Source organism: Streptococcus sp. 2022WUSS037 (assembly GCF_044427225.1).
Lineage (GTDB): Bacteria > Bacillota > Bacilli > Lactobacillales > Streptococcaceae > Streptococcus.
This window is the reverse complement of sequence record NZ_JAOTGJ010000034.1, coordinates 1-18,149: the sequence shown is the minus strand read 5'-3', so window position 1 is coordinate 18,149 and position 18,149 is coordinate 1. Positions and strand designations below refer to the sequence as shown.

Here is an 18,149-nt window from a genome sequence, read left to right as displayed (position 1 = left end):
CACCTGAGTACAATCCCATCGAGAAAATCTGGGCTCACATCAAAAAACACCTCCGAAAAGTATTACCAAATTGCAATACTTTTCTTGAGGCACTTTTGTCCTACTCTTGTTTCAATTGACTATAGTAAAAGGCTGATGAGGGAAGCGTAGAAGAGTCCGTGGACAAAAGATTTTTTAAGCCCCTCTAAGTCGCCAGCTCCAAAGCGTTGGGCAGAAATAATGGTTAATCCATTGGTAACACCTTGGGCAAAACCGATGATTAAAAAAATCAGGCTGGCTGTCGAACCGACACTTGCAAAGGCATCCTTTCCCAAAGTATGCCCCACAATCATGGAATCAGCAAAATTATAGGCCAGTTGAAAAAAAGATCCAATCAACAAGGGGATAGCGAATTGTAAGATGACCGCAATCGGTTTTCCTTTGGTTAAATCATTCATAACGTCTCCTTTTGGCAGATGATAAGCCCACTAGATAAATGATAGTCTAGTAGGCTTTCTAGGGATAAAATATTTCTCCTGAGAACGGAGTATAGGGCGTAAATTTGTTATTTAATTTGTCAGCTCTTCAAAATGATCGACAGTATTATGGTCTGTTACTGCTAAGATGAGTTCGTCAGATTTGAAGACATAGTCAGGAGTCAGTTGGATGTTTAATTCCTGATTTTCGCCACTTCGGTAACCGATGATATTGAGTTTATAATGTTGGCGGAGTTTTAATTCGCCGAGTGTTTTGCCAATCCATTTTACTGGCGGGTGGAACTCGACAATGGAAGCATTGCCTTCGAGCTCAAAGAGGCTGGTTGTGTCGCGGTGGAGTAATTGTTTTGCTAGGGAAATACCAGTTTCGCGTTCGGGAGAAATAACCTTGTCGGCACCAACACGAAGAAGGACTTCTTTCGCAGTTGTTCCTTTGACTTTGGCAATGACCATAGGAACACCTAGGACCTTGCTATGCATAACAGCAAGAACACTGGATTCCAAGTTTTCGCCAGTAGCTACAACAACAGCATCGCAGTTACCGATTCCTGCTGCGCGTAAGAGCGAGCGATCGGTGATGTCTCCGACAATACCGCGCGTGAGAACAGGTTCTAGATGATTGATACGTTGCTCATGATTATCAATAGCAATGATATTGCAATCGTAATTGTGTAATGTTTTTGCAATGGTGGTACCAAAAACTCCCAGACCGAGAATTCCGATAGTATAGTTTGGCATGATTTCTCCTTTTAGACAAGCATAGATGATTTTGCGTATTGAAGACTTTCGGTTTTAGATAATTTTCGAACAGAAAGGCTTGCGAGAATAGAAAGTGGACCGATACGGCCGAAGAACATGAGTGCCATAATGACTGCTTGACCGGCCATGGTTAGACTTGGAGTCAGATTGGCTGTAACACCTACAGTGGCTAGTGCTGACATGACCTCAAACATTAAAAATAGAAGTGGTTGTCGGTCATCTGTTAGGGCAAGTGCGAAGAGCCCGATGATGAACATGAGAAGGAAGACTGAGAATGTCGCAAAAGCTTTGCGGATGCTGAGGTTATCGATGGTTCGTCCCATAAAGTTGGTATGAGGGAGACCGAGAATCTCGCTACGAGCATAGAGCACTAAGGTTAGGAAGGCGGTTATTTTAATACCGCCGGCTGTTCCACCTGGGGCTCCGCCAAGCATCATCTGAAAGATATAGAGCAAGAGGGTGATCGGTTCAGCCTTCGTGTAGTCGATACTGGCAAAACCAGCGGTTCGCATGGTGACCGTCTGGAAAAAGCTGGCTAATAATTTATGGCCAAATGATAGTTGCCCGATAGTAGAAGGGTTGTTCCATTCGGTGAGTAAGGTTGTCAGAGTTCCGAGGGTTAGTATAATGGCTGTTAGGCCTAGAACAATCTTTGTATGGAACCCTAGTTTTCGTAGGCTACGTTTTTGCCCGATTTGTGTTTGAAGGTCAAACCAAACCGAGAATCCAAGACCTCCCATAATAATGAGACTGGCTAATGTTAGGTTGATCAGAGGATTATCCACATAGCGCATGATGCTAGTTGCACCAAAATTATCAAAACCAGCATTACAAAAGGCTGATATAGCTACGAAAATCGAGGTGAATAAACCTCTCGCCCATCCAAATTCAGGTACAAAATGGAAGGAAAGTAAGAGGGCTCCAAAGGCTTCGACCGCCAAGGTAAAACCAAAAGCTGATTTGAGGAAGCTACGAAAATATTTTGTGTCAGATCGGTTTAGAGCCTCTTGTAAGGTTGCCATATTGATGAAATTCATTTTACGACCACCGCGTAAAGCGAAGAGACCGATGAATCCTATCAAGCTCAAACCACCAATTTGGATTAGCATCATACAGATAATCTGTCCAAAAGTAGAATAGGTTTCAGCAACGGCTTTGGTAAATAGCCCTGTTACACAAACCATGGAGACAGATGTGAAGAGATGATCCCAATAACTTGCTGTAGAGGTGCTAATTTGTGAGATGGGAAGACTTAGTAAAATTGATCCAGTCAGAATCACGAATAAGAAACTGATAATGATTCGCTGACTGGGAGAAAGTTTGATCCTAAATGGTGACATAATTCTACCTTTGCTCAAAAAATAAAAGATGAAGATATTGTAGCACAAAAGAAAGAAAATGTACGACTAAAACACGTAAAGAACCTGATTTTTTCTCTTCTTGAAAGCTTCATTATTTTTAATTACCATAGATTTTATTAGTGGTGTTTACATGAGGTAGCTCAGGTGGCTCATTTTATTTGTGACAACGGGGTTATGGGGAAATTATTATGGGCAATGAAAAAGTGGTGCGGACCAGAAAAAGAATCTCCTTAGTTGACCTAGGGAGATTTATTTCCATTCTGCTAAGACTTGTTGATGATAGTGATGTAAAGGTCCGACCTTTTGGAGGAGGTAGGTAGCAGCCAGTCCGACCAATAAGCCTGATAAAATTCCTGTAAAAGCGAGGATTGGCAGGTAGTTGAGGACATAGAAAGAACGGGCAATGGTAGCAAAAACAAGAAGCTGACCAAGGTTGTGCAACATCCCGCCCAGAATAGAAATTCCAATAGGACTGACACGGTTTGGACCGAGCTGCTTGGCAGAGAGCATTCCGACATAACTCAAAGTAGTTCCGGCAAAGCCATAGAGGAAGGTTGAAAAGGTGCCTCCCAGAAAGGTTGAGATGAGCAAGCGTAGTGCGACAACCTTTAGGCTATCCTTTGTAGGGAGGGTAAAAATAGCAATTAAGCTAATCAAATTTCCCAGTCCTAGCTTGGCACCTGGAGCAAAAGCAAATGGGGGGGTGATGAGTCGTTCAATCAAAGAAATGACAACTGCCTGAGCTGCCAGCATCGTAATAAAGTTAAGTGTTTGACGTTTAGAATTCATGGGTGTAGAGAAAAAACTCTTTCTAGTCGATTATCTATTTTACTATCATAAGTCGATTATCTATTTTACTATCATAAGTCGATTATCTATTTTACTATCATAAGTCGATTATCTATTTTACTATCATAAGTCGATTATCTATTTTACTATCATACTTGTTTTTATTCACTCTGGCAAGTTTTGTTTGTTGTATATTACTAATTATTGAAATTAGCTTGTCAACTATCTTGGAATACGTTATAATGGAAACATGTAATTTGTTTTGGTTTTCACAAGGAGGAAACATTGTGACGAAAAATATTGTGATTGTCGGTGCTGGTTATGCGGGGATTGCAGCAGCTCGATTGCTAGGAAAAACCTTTAAAAAGGATCAAGATGTAACAGTTACCTTGATTGATAAGAACTCTTTCCATACCTATATGACAGAGTTGCATGAAGTTGCGGCTGGGCGTGTAGAAGCCAATGCAATCAAGTATGACCTTCAACGTATCTTCAAAAAATATCCAAAGGTTCAATTGGTAACAGACAAGGTTGTTGAGATTGACTACGATAAGAAACAAGTAGTTGCGGAACACCAAACTCTGGATTTTGATTACCTGCTCCTTGCAATGGGAGGTGAAGCTAATGACTTTGGTGTCAAAGGTGTCAAAGAACACGGTTTTACACTTTGGTCTATCGAAGCAGCAGAACGTTTGCATGATCACATGGTTGATGCCTGCTATCGTGCCATGCGTGAGCACGATGAGGCCAAACGTCGTGCCCTTCTGACCTTTACTGTTATCGGTGCTGGTTTCACAGGTATTGAGATGATTGGTGAGTTGATTGATTGGGTACCAATTTTGGCGCGTGAGTTCAAGTTGGATCCGAAAGAATTCTCACTTAAGGTTGTTGAAGCAACGCCAAACATCTTGGCTATGGTTACTGAAAAAGAGCAAGTCAAGGCTCGTAAATACCTTGAGAAAAAAGGTGTGGAGTTGGTGCTTGGTGATGGCGTAGCAAGTGTTCAAGAAGATAGCTTGACACTATCATCGGGTCGTCAAATTCCTACCTACACGTCAATTTGGACGGCAGGTGTCCAAGCTAATTCTGATGCAAGTGAATTTGGTATTGAAAAAGCGCGTGCAGGTCGTTTGGTAGCCAATGAGTTCATGGAAGCGAAAGGCAAGGAAAATGTCTATGTAGCTGGTGACTTGGTTTACTTTGAAGAATCAGAAGGAAAACCAACTCCACAGATTGTACAAGCGGCTGAGCAAACAGGTCATACTGCAGCAAGCAATATTATTGCAGCCATCAATGGTGGCGAAAAACATCGCTACAAAGGCAAATACGATGGCTTCATGGTCTCTATCGGTTCGCGTTATGGTGTTGCCTTCTTGATGGAAAAATACCATATGTCTGGTTTTTTGGCCATGGCTGTCAAACACATGGTCAACTTGCTTTATTTCTTTACCATTCGCAGTTTCTTCTATATGGGCTCCTATGTTCGCCATGAATTCTTCGATATTAAGAATAAGCGAAATATCTTTGGAGGTCATACTTCTGGAAAAGGCAATCTTCTCTGGTCTGTTCCAATGCGTGTTCTCTATGGTTCTGTATGGCTTTACGAAGGTATCAAGAAAGCCTTTGGTTTATTTGGAACAACATCATGGTTTGGGGATCAAGTTGTCTTCCCATTCCCTTGGTTAGCTGATCCAGTATCTGGTGCATCTGCTGCTGAGGCGGTTTCAAGTGCCTCACAAGCGGCAACTGCTGCGGCAGAAGCTGCTGAACCAATTTTTGGTTTGAGCTATGCCTATGGTGAAGCACCGATGGCTGTTTTGGACAAAATGCCTGATTGGTTTGCTACTATCATGGAATTTATGATGCCAAACCAAGAAGTAGCACTCTTTATGCAAAAATTTATGACAGTAGCAGAAATCGGTATTGGTCTGGCTTTGATTGCTGGTGCCTTTGTATGGATTGTATCTGCTGCAACCGTTGCTTTGGTAGTTATGTTCAGCCTGTCAGGCATGTTCTACTGGGTAAATATTTGGTTCATCCCAGCAGCTATTTCTCTTATGAACGGTGCGGGTAGAGCCTTCGGTCTAGACTACTGGATCATGCCATGGTTGGGTCGTTTCCTAGACAAGAAGATTTATGGAAAGCCGAAGCATATTTACCGTATCAAGGATAAAAAATAAAGGAAATATAGAAAGTTAGTGGTACATCAAATTTGGAATACCTATCCTGAGATTGAGAGGGGACTTGAAGAGGTAAAATCCATCATCTTATCTGAGATGATGGTCCTGCATCCAGCAGTTACAGCGAAGATTGTTGAATATGTAGAGGCGCCAGGGAAATACCTGCGTGCCGGCCTCTGTCTGCTCTTTGCACAAATGACGGAAGGAAAGATTAGCCGTTCAAAGCTATATTTTGCTGCCCATTTAGAAGTTCTGCATCTGGCGACTCTTATTCATGACGATGTGATTGATGGCGCGGATAAACGGCGGGGAGTCACGGCGGCTCATCAACAATTTTCAAACCGAATCGCTATTTATACGGGAGACTATCTTCTGGCTTACTCAGGACGCTTGCTTGGGAAAGGACTTCGATTGCAGGAGTTGACGGAGAATGACTTGGATTTGGGCAACGATAAGCTCCTAGAAATTATTCTTCGTGGAGAGTTGTCTCAGTTGGTCAATCAATTTGATACCCAAATGACGATGAAAGCCTATCTCAAGCAAATTCAAGGGAAAACAGCCTTTTTATTCGGTTTAGCATGTCAGCTGGGCAGCTTTATCCCAGGGCAATTTAAGAAGGACAGTCATTTAGCCTTTCGTGCTGGTCAAGCTCTGGGTATGGCTTTTCAAATCCGAGATGATTTGATTGACTACCGCTTAGATGTTGAAAAGTCGGGTAAGCCCAGATTGCAAGATATTCAAAATGGAATTTACACAGCACCACTTTTGTTTGCGATGAGTGAGGATCGTTCTATTCGTCAGCACTTACAGAACTACATTCAAACCCCTAGTCAAGAGGGATTAGATGTGATTATAGATAAGCTATTTGCAACACATGCTATTGTCAAAACAGAGAAACTGATTGTTAGCTATTTGGAAAAAATGATGAGTTTTGCAGATAGAATACCACAGTTATCGACTGCATCTATGCAAAATTTGGTGGCAATAGTTTTTAGTCATTATTTTTAAAAAATAACTAGACATTTTAGTTTATTCGGTATATCATTATAAATATAAAACTATTTACTTTACAAAAGGAGTATTGTTATGAAAACAACTAAAGTTGTCTTGAAAAGTTTGGTCGTTCTAGGTGCGGTCTTTGCACTTGCTGCTTGCGGTTCTAAACAAGAATCGGCTTCAACGTCGTCTTCTTCTGCAGCAACGGCTACCTTGAAAGATGGTACTTACAAAGCTGAGTCAGGTAAGGACGATTACGGCTATAAAATCGTTCACACTTTGACAGTTAAAGATGGTAAAATTAGCGAGTCTAAGTTTGATTACGAAGCGGAGGATGGTAGCTTGAAGTCTACGAACGAAGAATACAACAAAAACATGAAGGACAAAGCAGGAGTTTCTGCTGGTGAAGCAATCGAACAACTCAATGCAGCTTTGGTTGAGAAACAAGACCTCTCAGCTGTTGAAGTTGTATCAGGTGCAACTCAGACTTCTGAAGACTTCAAGAAGAGTACAGAAGCCCTTCTTGCAGCAGCTGCTGAAGGAAAAACAGAAACTGTAAAACTTGACTAATCAAGTCTATACAGAAAAGACACAGTCGCACTTGTTTGGCTACTGTGTCTTCTTATTTTTGGGGGAAGGTAAAATCAGTGAAAAAAATTGCAAGTCTATTGTTCGTGGGCCTACTGATGGTTTTGCTTGTTGCCTGTGGTGGTAAACAAAACGAAAGTTTATCTGTTGTGAAAACTCCGTTGACTCGTAGTGAAAGCTTACTTCACACAGTAGTGCAGTTGAGTATTTATCATGAAAATCAGGAAGAAGCGATGGATGAAGCTATTTCCTATATCAAGGAGATGGAAAGTTTGTTGTCCACAAACTTGGAAGGGGCAGATGTCTACCGTATCAATCAGGCAGCAGGAAAAGAAGCTGTCAAGGTTGATGAACGTACCTTTGAAGTGATTGAAACAGCTATTGACATGAGTAAAGAAAGTCAGGGGCTATTTGACATTTCCATTGGAGCTGTGAGCAATCTGTGGAAAATTGGTGATGAGGATGCACGTAAGCCGAGTGATGAAGAAATCAAAGCTGCTCTGCCATTTATCAATTATAAAGACATTGCTTTAGATAAGGAGAAGAAGACTGTCTTTATCAAAGAAGGAATGACCTTAGAATTAGGAGCTATTTCCAAAGGTTACATTGCAGATAAGGTTAGAGAATTGTTTGCCAGCAAAGGGATAACGACAGCCATCATTAATCTAGGCGGGAATGTAGTGGTAATGGGGGATTCGCCTGCGACGCAAAATGGTTGGAATGTGGGAGTTCAAGACCCAGACCAAGTGCGTGGAGCAACGGTTGGTTCTGTGCCAGGGACACATGATTCGGTTGTTACCTCAGGTATTTATGAGCGCTACTTAGAGGTGGACGGTGTCAAATATCACCATATTCTTGATCCCAAAACTGGCTATCCTGTGGAAAACGATATTTCAGGTGTGACAGTCTTTTCCAAAACATCTATCCAAGGAGATGCCTTATCCACAACTCTCTTCTTACTAGGTGTGGAAAAAGGTCTTGACTTTATCAATCAGATTGATGGTGTAGAAGCTGTTTTCATCGATAAGGAGCAGGGCGTTCATCTGAGTGATGGTTTGAAAGAAAGCTTTGAATTAACGAATGAGGAGTATCATCTTGTCAATGAATAAATCAACTAAAGGGCTCAGTCTGTCGGTATTTCTAGAATTTGTTGAACTGAAGACCAAGGTAGCCAGTGTTTTTCCGATGACCCTGGGGATTTTATGGAGTCTGTATCGCTATCAAGCATTCAATTGGCTCAATACACTTTTGTTCGTTCTCGCCGTCCTTAGCTTTGACATGTGTACAACTGCCATCAACAATAGCATGGACTACCACAAGGCCAAGGATGAAACCTATCGTCAGGAAAGCAATGTGATTGGAAAATTCTCTCTAGATTTTCGGCAGATGCTTCGAATCGTCTTTGCTTTACTTATTTTTTCTCTACTGGTTTCATTACTCCTTGTATGGCGGACCAGTTGGCTCCTACTACCGATGGGAGCTCTCTGTTTCCTCATTGGAATCTTCTATACCTTTGGCCCTATTCCGCTTTCGAGAATGCCTCTTGGTGAAGTTTTCTCTGGTGTAACCATGGGATTTGGCATCTTCTTTCTTGCTGTATTTATTCAGCAACCAGATTTGCTACTGACCAGCCAAGTGAGCGGCCAGTGGATGACCTTGCAATTTTCTTGGACAAAAATAATAGAAATTATTTTCATGTCCATTCCTCTGGTAACCTTGATTGCCAATATCATGTTGGCCAACAATACCTGTGATTTAGAGGAAGATATTCGCAACCATCGTTATACTCTGGTTTACTATATTGGCAAGAAAAATGCTCTTAAATTGTATTTTGTCTTGGCCAGTTTACCATGGTTGCTGTGGATAATCTACTGTTTGACTGGATTCTTACCAATTTGGGCACTGGCCGGTTTAATCGGAGTTTGGCCTGCTTATAAGAGTCTAGAAACATTTTTGAAAAAGCAAGTCAAACGGGAAACCTTTATCGAGGCAGTAAAGAGTTTTGTACTCTTTGCACTGCTATATGTGGTGATACTTGCTTTAGCCCTTATTTTCTAAAAAGGAAAGACACAGTCGTTCATCAGGCTGTGTCTTCTTTGTTATAGTGGTAAAATGAGTTCTTCTTCATCAGTGCTTTCTCCGCCGACGGATTTGATTTCAATCAACAGGTTATGTGGTAGGCAAACGGATAATTCGCCCGGCTGACTAATCCAGCTGGTCATAACGGCAATTTGGTCTGGGCTATTGTCTTCCTTGACCCGAATGCGTTCGCCATCAACTTCAATGATGTTGTATTGCCCTTCATTGGGATAGTAGGTCTTTTCTTGATGTGGTGTGTCCTTTGCTAATTCAAATTGGTCGACCACCTCACCATTGATGCGGACATAGGCAATCGTTTTTCTCTCATTTGTATCTGTTGTCAGATGTGCATAGGTAAAAATTGCTGGAAGAAAGGATAAGATGAGTGTGAATCCGATTAAGATATAATCAAATAATTTGAGTTGTTTGAGAATAGATTTGATTGTCATATACAGTCTATTGTATAGAAAAAAATTTGCTTTGTAAAATCTTGAATGTGGATTACTTTTTTAATTGTCCAACAAAGAGTAGGATGGCTAACATTCCCCAGAATCCAGCTTGCAGTGGCTGGATTTTCCCAGTGAAAAATCCAATGGAGAAAGTTAGGGCAAAACCTGCAAAGAGAAACCAGAGCAGTGGTTTACGATAAAGATAGATAGCTTTTTGGACAGCATTTGCTTCTGGGCTGGTAGTTTGCCAGTCACTATTTAAAATTGGAAGAATAGTGAACAGTAAGATAAAGATTGGTGGGGTGTCCCCAGTCAGAAAACTGTGGATAAACAAGCCACAAATGGTCGCATAGGCGAGAACAAACAAGGAGAGGGCCAATTTTGTGTTGAAGTTGTTCATTTATTTTCCCCCCTTTTTGAAAAAAATCCGATAAAGAATAGCGATGGCAAATCCAGCAGGAAGGATGAGGGCAAGTGGTTTGACATGTCCTAACCAAATGCCTATGCCGTAGGTCAAGGTCATGGCAAACAGGGCAAAGATGGCTTGGATGATAAAGTAGCGTTTTTCTTCGGCTGTTTTATAGGATTTGATCATCTGAATGGTCGGTAGCATGAGCAAGAAGGAACCGCTAATCGGCTCATTGACGATATAAGAGTAGATGAAGAGGGCAGAAAATAAACCATAAAATAGAACAAAAAATTTACAGGTTTGTTTGGGAGTGAAAGGTTTATTCATGGGCAGCTCCTTATTTTTTCTTAGTAGTTTCCGCTTCCAGTTTATGCAGATAGGCAAAGGCAGACAGGGCAATGCTAGCAAAGATACCCATCGTGCCACCGAAGAGGAGGGATTTTGTGTGCAAGATTGAGGCCATTAGGGGAAGATTGAGGCTAAAGAGGTCTGCCACTCCAGCAAAAACTGTCGAAAGCAGGGCAACTCCCAGTCCCCAAAGAAGTGAGTTAAGGGGCCGACCTTGTCTTTCCTCAGGGCTAAGCTCATCCAAGTCATACTGGGGCAAGTCAACATGGAGGGTCTGCATATTGACGACACCTAGCAAGATAAAGCTAAAGAGAGCAATTGTCATTGGATAATAGGTGGCAACCTCCACAGGATAGCGGATAGCTAGGAAGTAGGCGACAGCATTTCCAAGAGCAAGGAAGTAGAAGTGATAGATGAAAGCATGACCGCCAATAGCGTCTGCCCTGGTCCGTCGGTACTCGTCTAAAGGACCACGGATACCATAGAAGTGCCGTATCATATTTTGGAGCCACTTGGGTTCTTCTTTGGAAATAGCAGAGCTGACAGGTAGTTGTTCTGCCTTTTTCATGCGTTTGCGAAGCATGATTTCGATAGGAATGCCCGTGAAAACACCACCTAGACAGGCAGCCAGGACTTTTCGGAGGTCAAATAGGTGGTCGAGAGGGTTGAGCCCCTCCATCCAGGCACCAAAAACAACATCCCAAATGTACATAACGGTAGTAAAATAGAGAGCGAATTTGAAACTTGCACCCTTGAGTTGTTTCTGTTCCTTGCTAGTCAGTTCTTCTACATCTAAACTGTCCAGTTGGCTATGGCGAAGTTTATACATGATGTAGCTACTGGTTGCTAGATAGCTTAGGAGCAGAGAAACGGGATAGCCATAGGCAACGACTTCTGGGAAGCGTTTGGATAGGGCAAGTGCCAATAGGGTAAGAGCTAGAGTTCCCCAAAAGAGCAGGATAAAGCAGGTATTGCCTAGTCGGAAGGCTTCTTGTTTGCGGTATTCATCTAGGGGACCAGCGATACCGTAAAATCGTTTGATCAATTTATCTTGAAAGGTTTCCTTTTTCATACGATGCTCCTATTTACTTACGACGGAAAATGAGTGGCAGGTAAGCTAGTCCAAGAAAGTAGACTGTTCCAGCAATCAGCAGTTGCACCCAGAATTTCGCTTGGCTGATAATGTGCAAAATGTCCGCTCCGCTATTGCCCCAAAGCTGAAAGAGGACAAAGAGCGGGATAAAAATAAGGGTAGAGATAAGAGCTTTGCGCGTGTTCTTTTTCATGATACTTCTCCTTCTTATTTGCTTGCCAGTATTTTCTTTTGAAGTTGTTTCTTGTGGTAGAGATAGTCTATGGTAGCAATAGCCACTGCTATGATGAAGCGACTGAAAAGTAGGGTTGGGTCTGTTAGTTCTTCAAGAAATATAGACCACTCCTTATAAAAAGCAGAGCTAGTCATAGTCGCCATAAAAGCTCCTAAAAATATGGCACGACTATTTTTAAGAAGAGCTTTATTGAGCTTGGCGACATCAATCTCATCCTCATAACTTAGACTAATGCCTTTTTTCAAGGCAATGTGAGAGGCTAAGGCTTGAGTGAAACCGACGATTAGTATATTGGTTAGGGGGAGCAGAAAACCAACTTTTTCAGGTTGTCGTAAGGCAATCAGAAGGGCGATAGTATTCCCAATCACGAGGATAGGAAAAACGAGCATAAGGATGGTGTTGCTGAAACGATAGCTTTCTTGCTGTCGCATTTCATCCATGGGTCCGCTGATAGAATAAAAATCCTTGGTTGCTTGATCGAGAATTTTTGCAAATGTATCTTTCATGATAAACTCCTTATTCATTCCAAAAGAGGCTATTGAGATCGGTCTGTAAAGCTTTGGCTAGGTTAATACAGAGGTCTAGCGAGGGATTGTACTTGTTGTTTTCAATCATGTTGATGGTCTGCCTGGATACGCCGATGGCCTTGGCCAAATCCAGCTGGGAAATTCCTAGTAGTAGGCGATAATCTTTGACACGGTTCATGTGCCCTCCTTTCTATGTCAACTATATCTGACACATTTGACTAAAAATGAGAGGATAGGTTGGCTATCCTTTTAAATGATTGTCAATTATATCTGACATACAACTGTAAAAAAATGTGGGAACCCTCCCTGTTGATGTCAATTATATCCGACACTTTTCTGTAATGTTAGTATATACCAATCAAGAAATCTTGTCAACTATATTTGACATATTTTTTGTAAAAAGTTTGCAACATCTTTTTGATTTATTTTGTGGTACAATAGATAAGATATGAGCAAGGAATTTAATCACACTACTGTTCTTTTGCATGAAACAGTAGACATGTTAGACATCAAACCAAATGGAATTTATGTAGATGCCACCTTGGGTGGAGCAGGTCATAGCGAATACCTGCTCAGTCAGCTGACGGATGGGGGGCATCTCTACGCCTTTGATCAGGATCAGACGGCTATTGACCATGCCCACATTCGCTTGGCAACCTACATTGAAAAGGGGCAAGTAACCTTCATCAAGGACAATTTTCGCAATCTCAAGACTCGCTTGGCAGAGCTTGGGGTGACAGAGATTGATGGGATTTGTTACGATTTAGGTGTGTCTAGTCCGCAGTTGGATGAGCGGGAGCGTGGCTTTTCTTACAAACAGGATGCCCCGCTTGATATGCGAATGAACCGAGATGGTCAGTTGACTGCCTATGATGTGGTCAACAACTATGACTACCATGATTTGGTACGGATTTTCTTTAAATACGGTGAGGATAAATTTTCCAAGCAGATTGCTCGTAAAATCGAACAGGCACGTGCTATCAAACCTATTGAAACGACAACTGAGTTGGCAGAACTGATTAAGTATGCTAAGCCAGCCAAGGAACTCAAGAAGAAGGGCCACCCTGCCAAGCAGATTTTCCAGGCCATTCGGATTGAAGTTAATGATGAATTGGGCGCGGCGGATGAGTCTATCCAGCAGGCTATTGACTTGCTGGCGATGGATGGACGGATTTCTGTCATTACCTTCCATTCCTTGGAGGATCGTCTGACCAAACAACTCTTTAAGGAAGCTAGCACCATTGATGTGCCCAAAGGCTTGCCTTTTATCCCAGATGATTTAAAGGCGCCACTGGAGTTGGTCAACCGCAAGCCGATTTTGCCAAGTCAGGAAGAATTGGCGGCCAATAACCGGGCCCATTCAGCCAAATTACGTGTAGCTAAGAGAGTACATAAGTAGGAGAAGAATCTATGTTGCAAGAAAAACGTAGAGAAGCCACTATGCGGGTTATCGGTGATAAAATTAGAACCTTCACACGTGTAGAAAAAGCCTTCTATTCAAGCATCGTATTATCTGGATTAGCCCTTGCCATAGGAATTATCTTTATGCAAACGCGGCTTTTGCAACTTCAATCTGGGATGGCCAAAGTCAATCAAGATATTAGCCAAAAACAGATTGAAATCAACGATGCAAAGCAAGCTGTCAATGAATTGACACGTTCAGCTCGCTTGATGGAAATTGCTGAAAAAGCTGGATTAACTTTTAATAATGACAATATTGGAGTAGCCGAATAATGCCCAGAAGAAATAATAAACTCTTGCGGTATGTCTTAAAAAAACGATATGTTCCGTCAAAAAATCGTCGAAGAGTAGGACAGAGCCTACTTCTTTTGACGGTTTTCGTCTTTTTTCTCTTTTTAATCAACTTTGCCTATATTATCGGCACTGATAGTAAATTTGGGGTGGACTTGTCAGAGAGAGCTGATGCGGTACACCAGCGTGAAGTTACCGTTCAAGCTAAACGGGGGACGATATACGACCGTACAGGAATTCCTATTGCAGAAGATTCAACGACCTATACAGTCTATGCCATCATTGACACAGAATATGTGTCAGAACTGAAAAAAGTTTTGTATGTGCAGTCTTCTCAGTTCAGCAAAGTAGCAGAAATCTTTAAAAAGCATCTCGGAATGGAGACGGCTTATGTTATGGAGCAGCTGAATCAACCTGAACTGAAGCAGGTATACTTTGGGACGTTAGGCAAGAACATCTCCTATAGTACGATGTCTTCAATCCAAGAAGAGATGAAGGCGGCAGGTATTGAAGGGATTGCCTTCAATGCTAGTCCAGGACGGATGTATCCGAATGGAAATTTTGCTTCAATTTTTGTCGGGTTAGCTAATCCGATTGAAAACAAGGATGGTAGTCATAGTTTACAGGGTGTGAGTGGTTTGGAATATTATCTGAATGATATTCTGGCTGGTCAAGACGGAAAAGTTATCTACGAGAAAGATAGCCAAGGCCGTGTCCTACCTGGGACAGAAAAGGTTGAAACGGAGACAGTAAATGGGCAGGATGTCTATACGACAATTTCAGCCGATCTGCAACGTTCTCTTGAAACCAATATGAATACCTTCTTCGATAAAGCCAAAGGGCGATATGCGAATGCAACTTTGGTTTCAGCCAAGACGGGTGAAATACTGGCGACGACCCAAAGGCCAAGCTATGATTCAGATACCAAAGAAGGTCTGGGACAAGAAGGACTGCTAGAGCGGTCACTCTTATACCAAGAGGCCTTTGAACCTGGTTCAACAATGAAGGTGCTAACAGTAGCGTCAGCTATCGATAATGGAACCTTTGATCCAAATGCTTATTATACGAATAATGAGTACGTTATCGCAGATGCGAAAATCAATGACTGGACCCTCAATGCAGGTTATTCAGCTGTGACTCTCAATTATGCGCAAGGCTTCTCCCTATCCAGTAACGTTGGGATGACCTTGTTGCAACAACAGATGGGAGATGAAAAATGGCTAAATTACCTCGCTAAATTCCGCTTTGGCTACCCAACGCGTTTTGGTATGGGGGACGAGGCGCCAGGAATGGTACCAGGGGACAACATTGTTTCTATCGCCATGTCATCGTTTGGTCAGGGGATTTCTGCAAACCAAGCACAGATGCTTCGTAGTTTTACCGCCATTGCGAATAACGGTATTATGCTAGAGCCTAAATTCATTTCAGCTCTTTATAATCCTAATACAGATACAGCTAGAGTTTCTTCGAAAGAAGAAGTGGGAAATCCAGTTTCTGAACAAGCTGCCGACGATACACTTCGCTATATGATTAATGTCGGTACTGATCCTGTTTATGGTACACTCTACTCACATGATTTACAGGGGCCTGCAATTCAAGTTGATGGCTATGATATTGCAGTTAAATCAGGTACGGCGGAAATTGCCAGTGAAGATGGTCAAGGGTACATTAAAGGTGCCTACATCAACTCTGTAGTAGCCATGATTCCTGCTGAAGATCCTGAATTTATCATGTATGTGACCATTCGCCAACCGGAAGTTTTGAATGTCCTGTCTTGGCGTGACATTGTCAGTCCTACATTGAAAGAAGCGATGCTGTTGAAAGACAATTTGAATCTGGATTCACCTGCACCAGCATTGGCACAGGTCGCTAATGAGACAGAGTATCAATTGCCAGACCTCATTGGTAAGGCACCAGGCGAGTCGGCTGAGGAACTTCGCCGTCAATTAGTTCAACCAGTTATCCTTGGAAACGGTGCTGAAATTAAAAAAGTTTCAGTCGAAAAAGGAAGCAACGTAATCGCCAACCAACAGGTTCTACTCTTGACAAATAAATTCGAAGAAATGCCAGACCTATACGCAATCACCAAAGAGAATATGGATATATTTGCTGAATGGACTGGTATTGAAGTGACCTATAAAGGAACGGGTTCAAAAGTAGTCGACCAAAGTGTAGAGGTCGGTACCGCTTTGAATAAAACAAAGAAAATAACAATAACCTTAGGAGACTAACATGCAATTCGCACTTATGTCGGGATTGGTCGCTTTTCTAGCAACCGTTCTCTTAATCCCACGATTTATTACATTTTATCAAGCCAAACGCATCGAGGGGCAACAGATGCACGAAGATGTGAAACAACATCAGTTTAAGGCAGGCACACCAACAATGGGGGGAACCGTTTTTCTCATTGTTGCGATTCTTGTCAGCTTATTGTTCGCAACGGCCTTTCAACTGTTGACGGGTGGTGTCCTTGCCATCCTCTTCATCCTTGCCCTTTATGGTGTAGTAGGATTTTTGGATGACTTTTTAAAAATTTTCCGTAAAATAAATGAAGGTCTTAATCCTAAACAAAAGCTTGCTCTACAAATTTTAGGAGGTATTGTCTTCTACTTTGTCCACGTAAGAGGAGCAGGTGGCGGAGAATTGAATGTATTTGGTCACATGATACATTTGGGAGTTCTCTATTTCCCATTTGTTCTGTTCTGGCTGGTCGGTTTTTCAAATGCAGTTAATTTGACAGATGGTATTGATGGACTGGCTTCTATCTCAGTTGTTATTAGCCTTCTAGCTTACTCTGTCATCGCCTTCAATGAGCAAAAATTTGATATTCTTCTAGTTTGTGTGACCATGATTGGTGGCTTGCTCGGTTTCTTTGTATATAACCGTAAACCAGCGAAGATTTTCATGGGGGATGTGGGAAGCTTGGCTCTCGGTGGTATGTTGGCAACTATTTCAATTGCTCTCCGTCAGGAATGGACCCTCCTCCTTATCGGCCTGGTCTATGTCATTGAAACGTCCTCTGTTATGTTGCAGGTTTCATATTTTAAATACACCAAAAAACGCTTTGGAGAAGGTCGTCGTATCTTCCGTATGACTCCTTTCCATCACCATTTAGAGCTCGGAGGTTTGATCGGAAAAGCTGAAAAATGGAGCGAGTGGAAAGTTGACTTTTTCCTCTGGTCAGTCGGTCTCATCATGAGCTTGATTACCCTAGCTATTCTTTATCTATAAAATGTCAGAAACAGCAGAAATGCTGTTTTTTTACCTTGACAAATATGGTCGGGGGGGGGAATAGAGAGAGAATTGGTGGAGGATAAAAATGGAACAATTCAATCAAGAACAGTTATATGGAGTGGTTATTCAAACCATGACAGCTGCTAGTCAACTTCCTATGGTTAAAGTCAATCGGGAAGAATTTTTGAAGACTCGTTTTAAAGATAGTCCCTATCTAGATAAAATTATTACGGATGGACCAACGGCGGTCTTCACTACAAAAGCTTTGCGTAAGGAAGCTGAAAAAATCATTAATGATATGACTATGAAAACATCTTTGATTTCTTTCGCAGCTGGTTTACCGGGGAATCCATTTACAGCGGTGGCGGCAGGTACTGCTGATATAGCTCAGTATTTTGGTTTTGCCTTGAATTTATCGCAACAAATCGCTTATCTTTTTGGTGAAGATGAATTATTTGTTGGTGAAGGGAAGGAAATTTCAGAAGAGGTTCAAATCCGCATTATTACCTACATTGGTGTCATGTTTGGAGCAGGTGGTTCAGCAGTTCTTCTCAATAAAGTATCCAAGACAGTCGGAGCTAATATCGGTAAAAAAGTAGCTATGCAGGCTTTGACCAAGACAACTTGGTATCCCTTGGTGAAAAAGGTAGCCGCAGTGATTGGTGTGAAAATTACCAAAAAGACTGTTGAAAAGACCATTGCCAATGCGAGCCCACTGAAAAAGTCTCCAGTTACTCTGACTCTTATAAAAAATAGGAATTCTCCTGAATGATTGGGAGAATTCCTATTTTTCTACTCTTCCTTTTGGTCTATTAAGGTCATAATTCGCTTCATATTGACTACAAATATGGTGGTGGCTGCTTGTAATTCCATG

19 protein-coding genes and 3 pseudogenes are annotated in these 18,149 nt (G+C 41.9%); 11 read left to right on the top strand and 11 right to left on the bottom strand.

Annotated elements, in window-relative coordinates; translation table 11 throughout:
* Window positions 1-119 (top strand): annotated as a pseudogene (locus ODU55_RS09960) (IS630 family transposase); the annotation flags it as partial.
* Window positions 120-122: 3 nt separating this feature from the next.
* On the opposite strand, the pseudogene ODU55_RS09955 reads toward ODU55_RS09960, so the two are convergent.
* The 4 genes and pseudogenes from ODU55_RS09955 to ODU55_RS09940 form a co-directional block, all read right to left on the bottom strand.
* Window positions 123-437 (bottom strand): annotated as a pseudogene (locus tag ODU55_RS09955) (MATE family efflux transporter); the annotation flags it as partial.
* Window positions 438-548: 111 nt separating this feature from the next.
* Window positions 549-1,214, bottom strand: a complete 666-nt coding sequence (locus tag ODU55_RS09950) for a potassium channel family protein (protein ID WP_398582726.1) — start codon at window positions 1,212-1,214, stop codon at window positions 549-551.
* An 11-nt stretch (window positions 1,215-1,225) separates the two neighbouring features.
* The gene (locus ODU55_RS09945; protein ID WP_024406622.1) at window positions 1,226-2,575 is read right to left on the bottom strand and encodes a TrkH family potassium uptake protein; all 1,350 of its coding nucleotides are present in this window, start codon (window positions 2,573-2,575) and stop codon (window positions 1,226-1,228) included.
* 270 nt (window positions 2,576-2,845) lie between these two features.
* Window positions 2,846-3,385 (bottom strand): Gx transporter family protein, encoded by a 540-nt coding sequence (locus tag ODU55_RS09940; RefSeq protein ID WP_398582725.1) that lies wholly within the window; start codon window positions 3,383-3,385, stop codon window positions 2,846-2,848.
* A gap of 287 nt (window positions 3,386-3,672) precedes the next feature.
* Between ODU55_RS09940 and ODU55_RS09935 the strand changes: the two genes are divergently transcribed.
* From ODU55_RS09935 to menA, 5 genes are all read left to right on the top strand, one after another.
* The gene (locus tag ODU55_RS09935) at window positions 3,673-5,565 is read left to right on the top strand and encodes an FAD-dependent oxidoreductase (protein WP_398582724.1); all 1,893 of its coding nucleotides are present in this window, start codon (window positions 3,673-3,675) and stop codon (window positions 5,563-5,565) included.
* Between the two features lie 18 nt (window positions 5,566-5,583).
* Window positions 5,584-6,573, top strand: a complete 990-nt coding sequence (locus ODU55_RS09930; RefSeq protein WP_398582723.1) for a polyprenyl synthetase family protein — start codon at window positions 5,584-5,586, stop codon at window positions 6,571-6,573.
* 78 nt (window positions 6,574-6,651) lie between these two features.
* On the top strand, window positions 6,652-7,131 hold the full coding sequence (locus ODU55_RS09925) for an FMN-binding protein (protein WP_398582722.1): 480 nt from the start codon (window positions 6,652-6,654) through the stop codon (window positions 7,129-7,131).
* Window positions 7,132-7,208: 77 nt separating this feature from the next.
* Window positions 7,209-8,258 (top strand): FAD:protein FMN transferase, encoded by a 1,050-nt coding sequence (locus ODU55_RS09920; RefSeq protein WP_398582721.1) that lies wholly within the window; start codon window positions 7,209-7,211, stop codon window positions 8,256-8,258.
* Window positions 8,251-9,207 (top strand): 1,4-dihydroxy-2-naphthoate polyprenyltransferase, encoded by a 957-nt coding sequence (menA, locus tag ODU55_RS09915; RefSeq protein WP_398582720.1) that lies wholly within the window; start codon window positions 8,251-8,253, stop codon window positions 9,205-9,207. Before ODU55_RS09920 ends, menA begins: the two co-directional genes overlap by 8 nt.
* A gap of 41 nt (window positions 9,208-9,248) precedes the next feature.
* On the opposite strand, the gene ODU55_RS09910 is transcribed toward menA, so the two are convergent.
* Genes ODU55_RS09910 through ODU55_RS09880 form a run of 7 tightly spaced genes read right to left on the bottom strand, consistent with a single transcriptional unit; the run spans window position 9,249 to window position 12,467 of the window.
* Window positions 9,249-9,677 carry a NusG domain II-containing protein gene (locus tag ODU55_RS09910; RefSeq protein ID WP_398582719.1) on the bottom strand — a complete coding sequence of 143 codons (429 nt, stop codon included), beginning with the start codon at window positions 9,675-9,677 and terminating at the stop codon, window positions 9,249-9,251.
* 52 nt (window positions 9,678-9,729) lie between these two features.
* Window positions 9,730-10,077 carry a hypothetical protein gene (locus tag ODU55_RS09905; protein ID WP_398582718.1) on the bottom strand — a complete coding sequence of 116 codons (348 nt, stop codon included), beginning with the start codon at window positions 10,075-10,077 and terminating at the stop codon, window positions 9,730-9,732.
* A complete protein-coding gene (locus ODU55_RS09900; RefSeq protein ID WP_398582717.1) occupies window positions 10,078-10,413 on the bottom strand; it encodes an MFS transporter in 336 nt (111 codons plus the stop codon).
* 10 nt (window positions 10,414-10,423) lie between these two features.
* Window positions 10,424-11,506, bottom strand: coding sequence for a DUF3278 domain-containing protein (locus ODU55_RS09895; protein WP_398582716.1), 1,083 nt, complete (start codon window positions 11,504-11,506; stop codon window positions 10,424-10,426).
* A 13-nt stretch (window positions 11,507-11,519) separates the two neighbouring features.
* Window positions 11,520-11,720, bottom strand: coding sequence for a hypothetical protein (locus ODU55_RS09890; RefSeq protein ID WP_398582715.1), 201 nt, complete (start codon window positions 11,718-11,720; stop codon window positions 11,520-11,522).
* 14 nt (window positions 11,721-11,734) lie between these two features.
* On the bottom strand, window positions 11,735-12,268 hold the full coding sequence (locus ODU55_RS09885; RefSeq protein ID WP_398582714.1) for a DUF3278 domain-containing protein: 534 nt from the start codon (window positions 12,266-12,268) through the stop codon (window positions 11,735-11,737).
* A gap of 10 nt (window positions 12,269-12,278) precedes the next feature.
* A complete protein-coding gene (locus ODU55_RS09880) occupies window positions 12,279-12,467 on the bottom strand; it encodes a helix-turn-helix transcriptional regulator (RefSeq protein ID WP_002942681.1) in 189 nt (62 codons plus the stop codon).
* Between the two features lie 270 nt (window positions 12,468-12,737).
* Here ODU55_RS09880 and rsmH point away from each other — a divergent pair, with 270 nt between their 5' ends.
* The 5 genes and pseudogenes from rsmH to ODU55_RS09855 form a co-directional block, all read left to right on the top strand.
* Window positions 12,738-13,688, top strand: a complete 951-nt coding sequence (gene rsmH / locus ODU55_RS09875) for a 16S rRNA (cytosine(1402)-N(4))-methyltransferase RsmH (protein WP_398582713.1) — start codon at window positions 12,738-12,740, stop codon at window positions 13,686-13,688.
* Between the two features lie 11 nt (window positions 13,689-13,699).
* A complete protein-coding gene (ftsL, locus tag ODU55_RS09870) occupies window positions 13,700-14,023 on the top strand; it encodes a cell division protein FtsL (protein ID WP_002937992.1) in 324 nt (107 codons plus the stop codon).
* Complete coding sequence (gene pbp2X, locus ODU55_RS09865; RefSeq protein ID WP_398582712.1) at window positions 14,023-16,272, top strand: penicillin-binding protein PBP2X; 2,250 nt, start codon at window positions 14,023-14,025, stop codon at window positions 16,270-16,272. The genes ftsL and pbp2X overlap by 1 nt, the downstream gene beginning before the upstream one ends.
* A 1-nt stretch (window position 16,273) precedes the next feature.
* A complete protein-coding gene (gene mraY, locus ODU55_RS09860) occupies window positions 16,274-17,272 on the top strand; it encodes a phospho-N-acetylmuramoyl-pentapeptide-transferase (protein WP_398582711.1) in 999 nt (332 codons plus the stop codon).
* An 88-nt stretch (window positions 17,273-17,360) separates the two neighbouring features.
* A pseudogene (locus ODU55_RS09855) lies at window positions 17,361-17,993 on the top strand (hypothetical protein); the annotation flags it as partial.
* Window positions 17,994-18,149 lie beyond the last annotated feature (156 nt).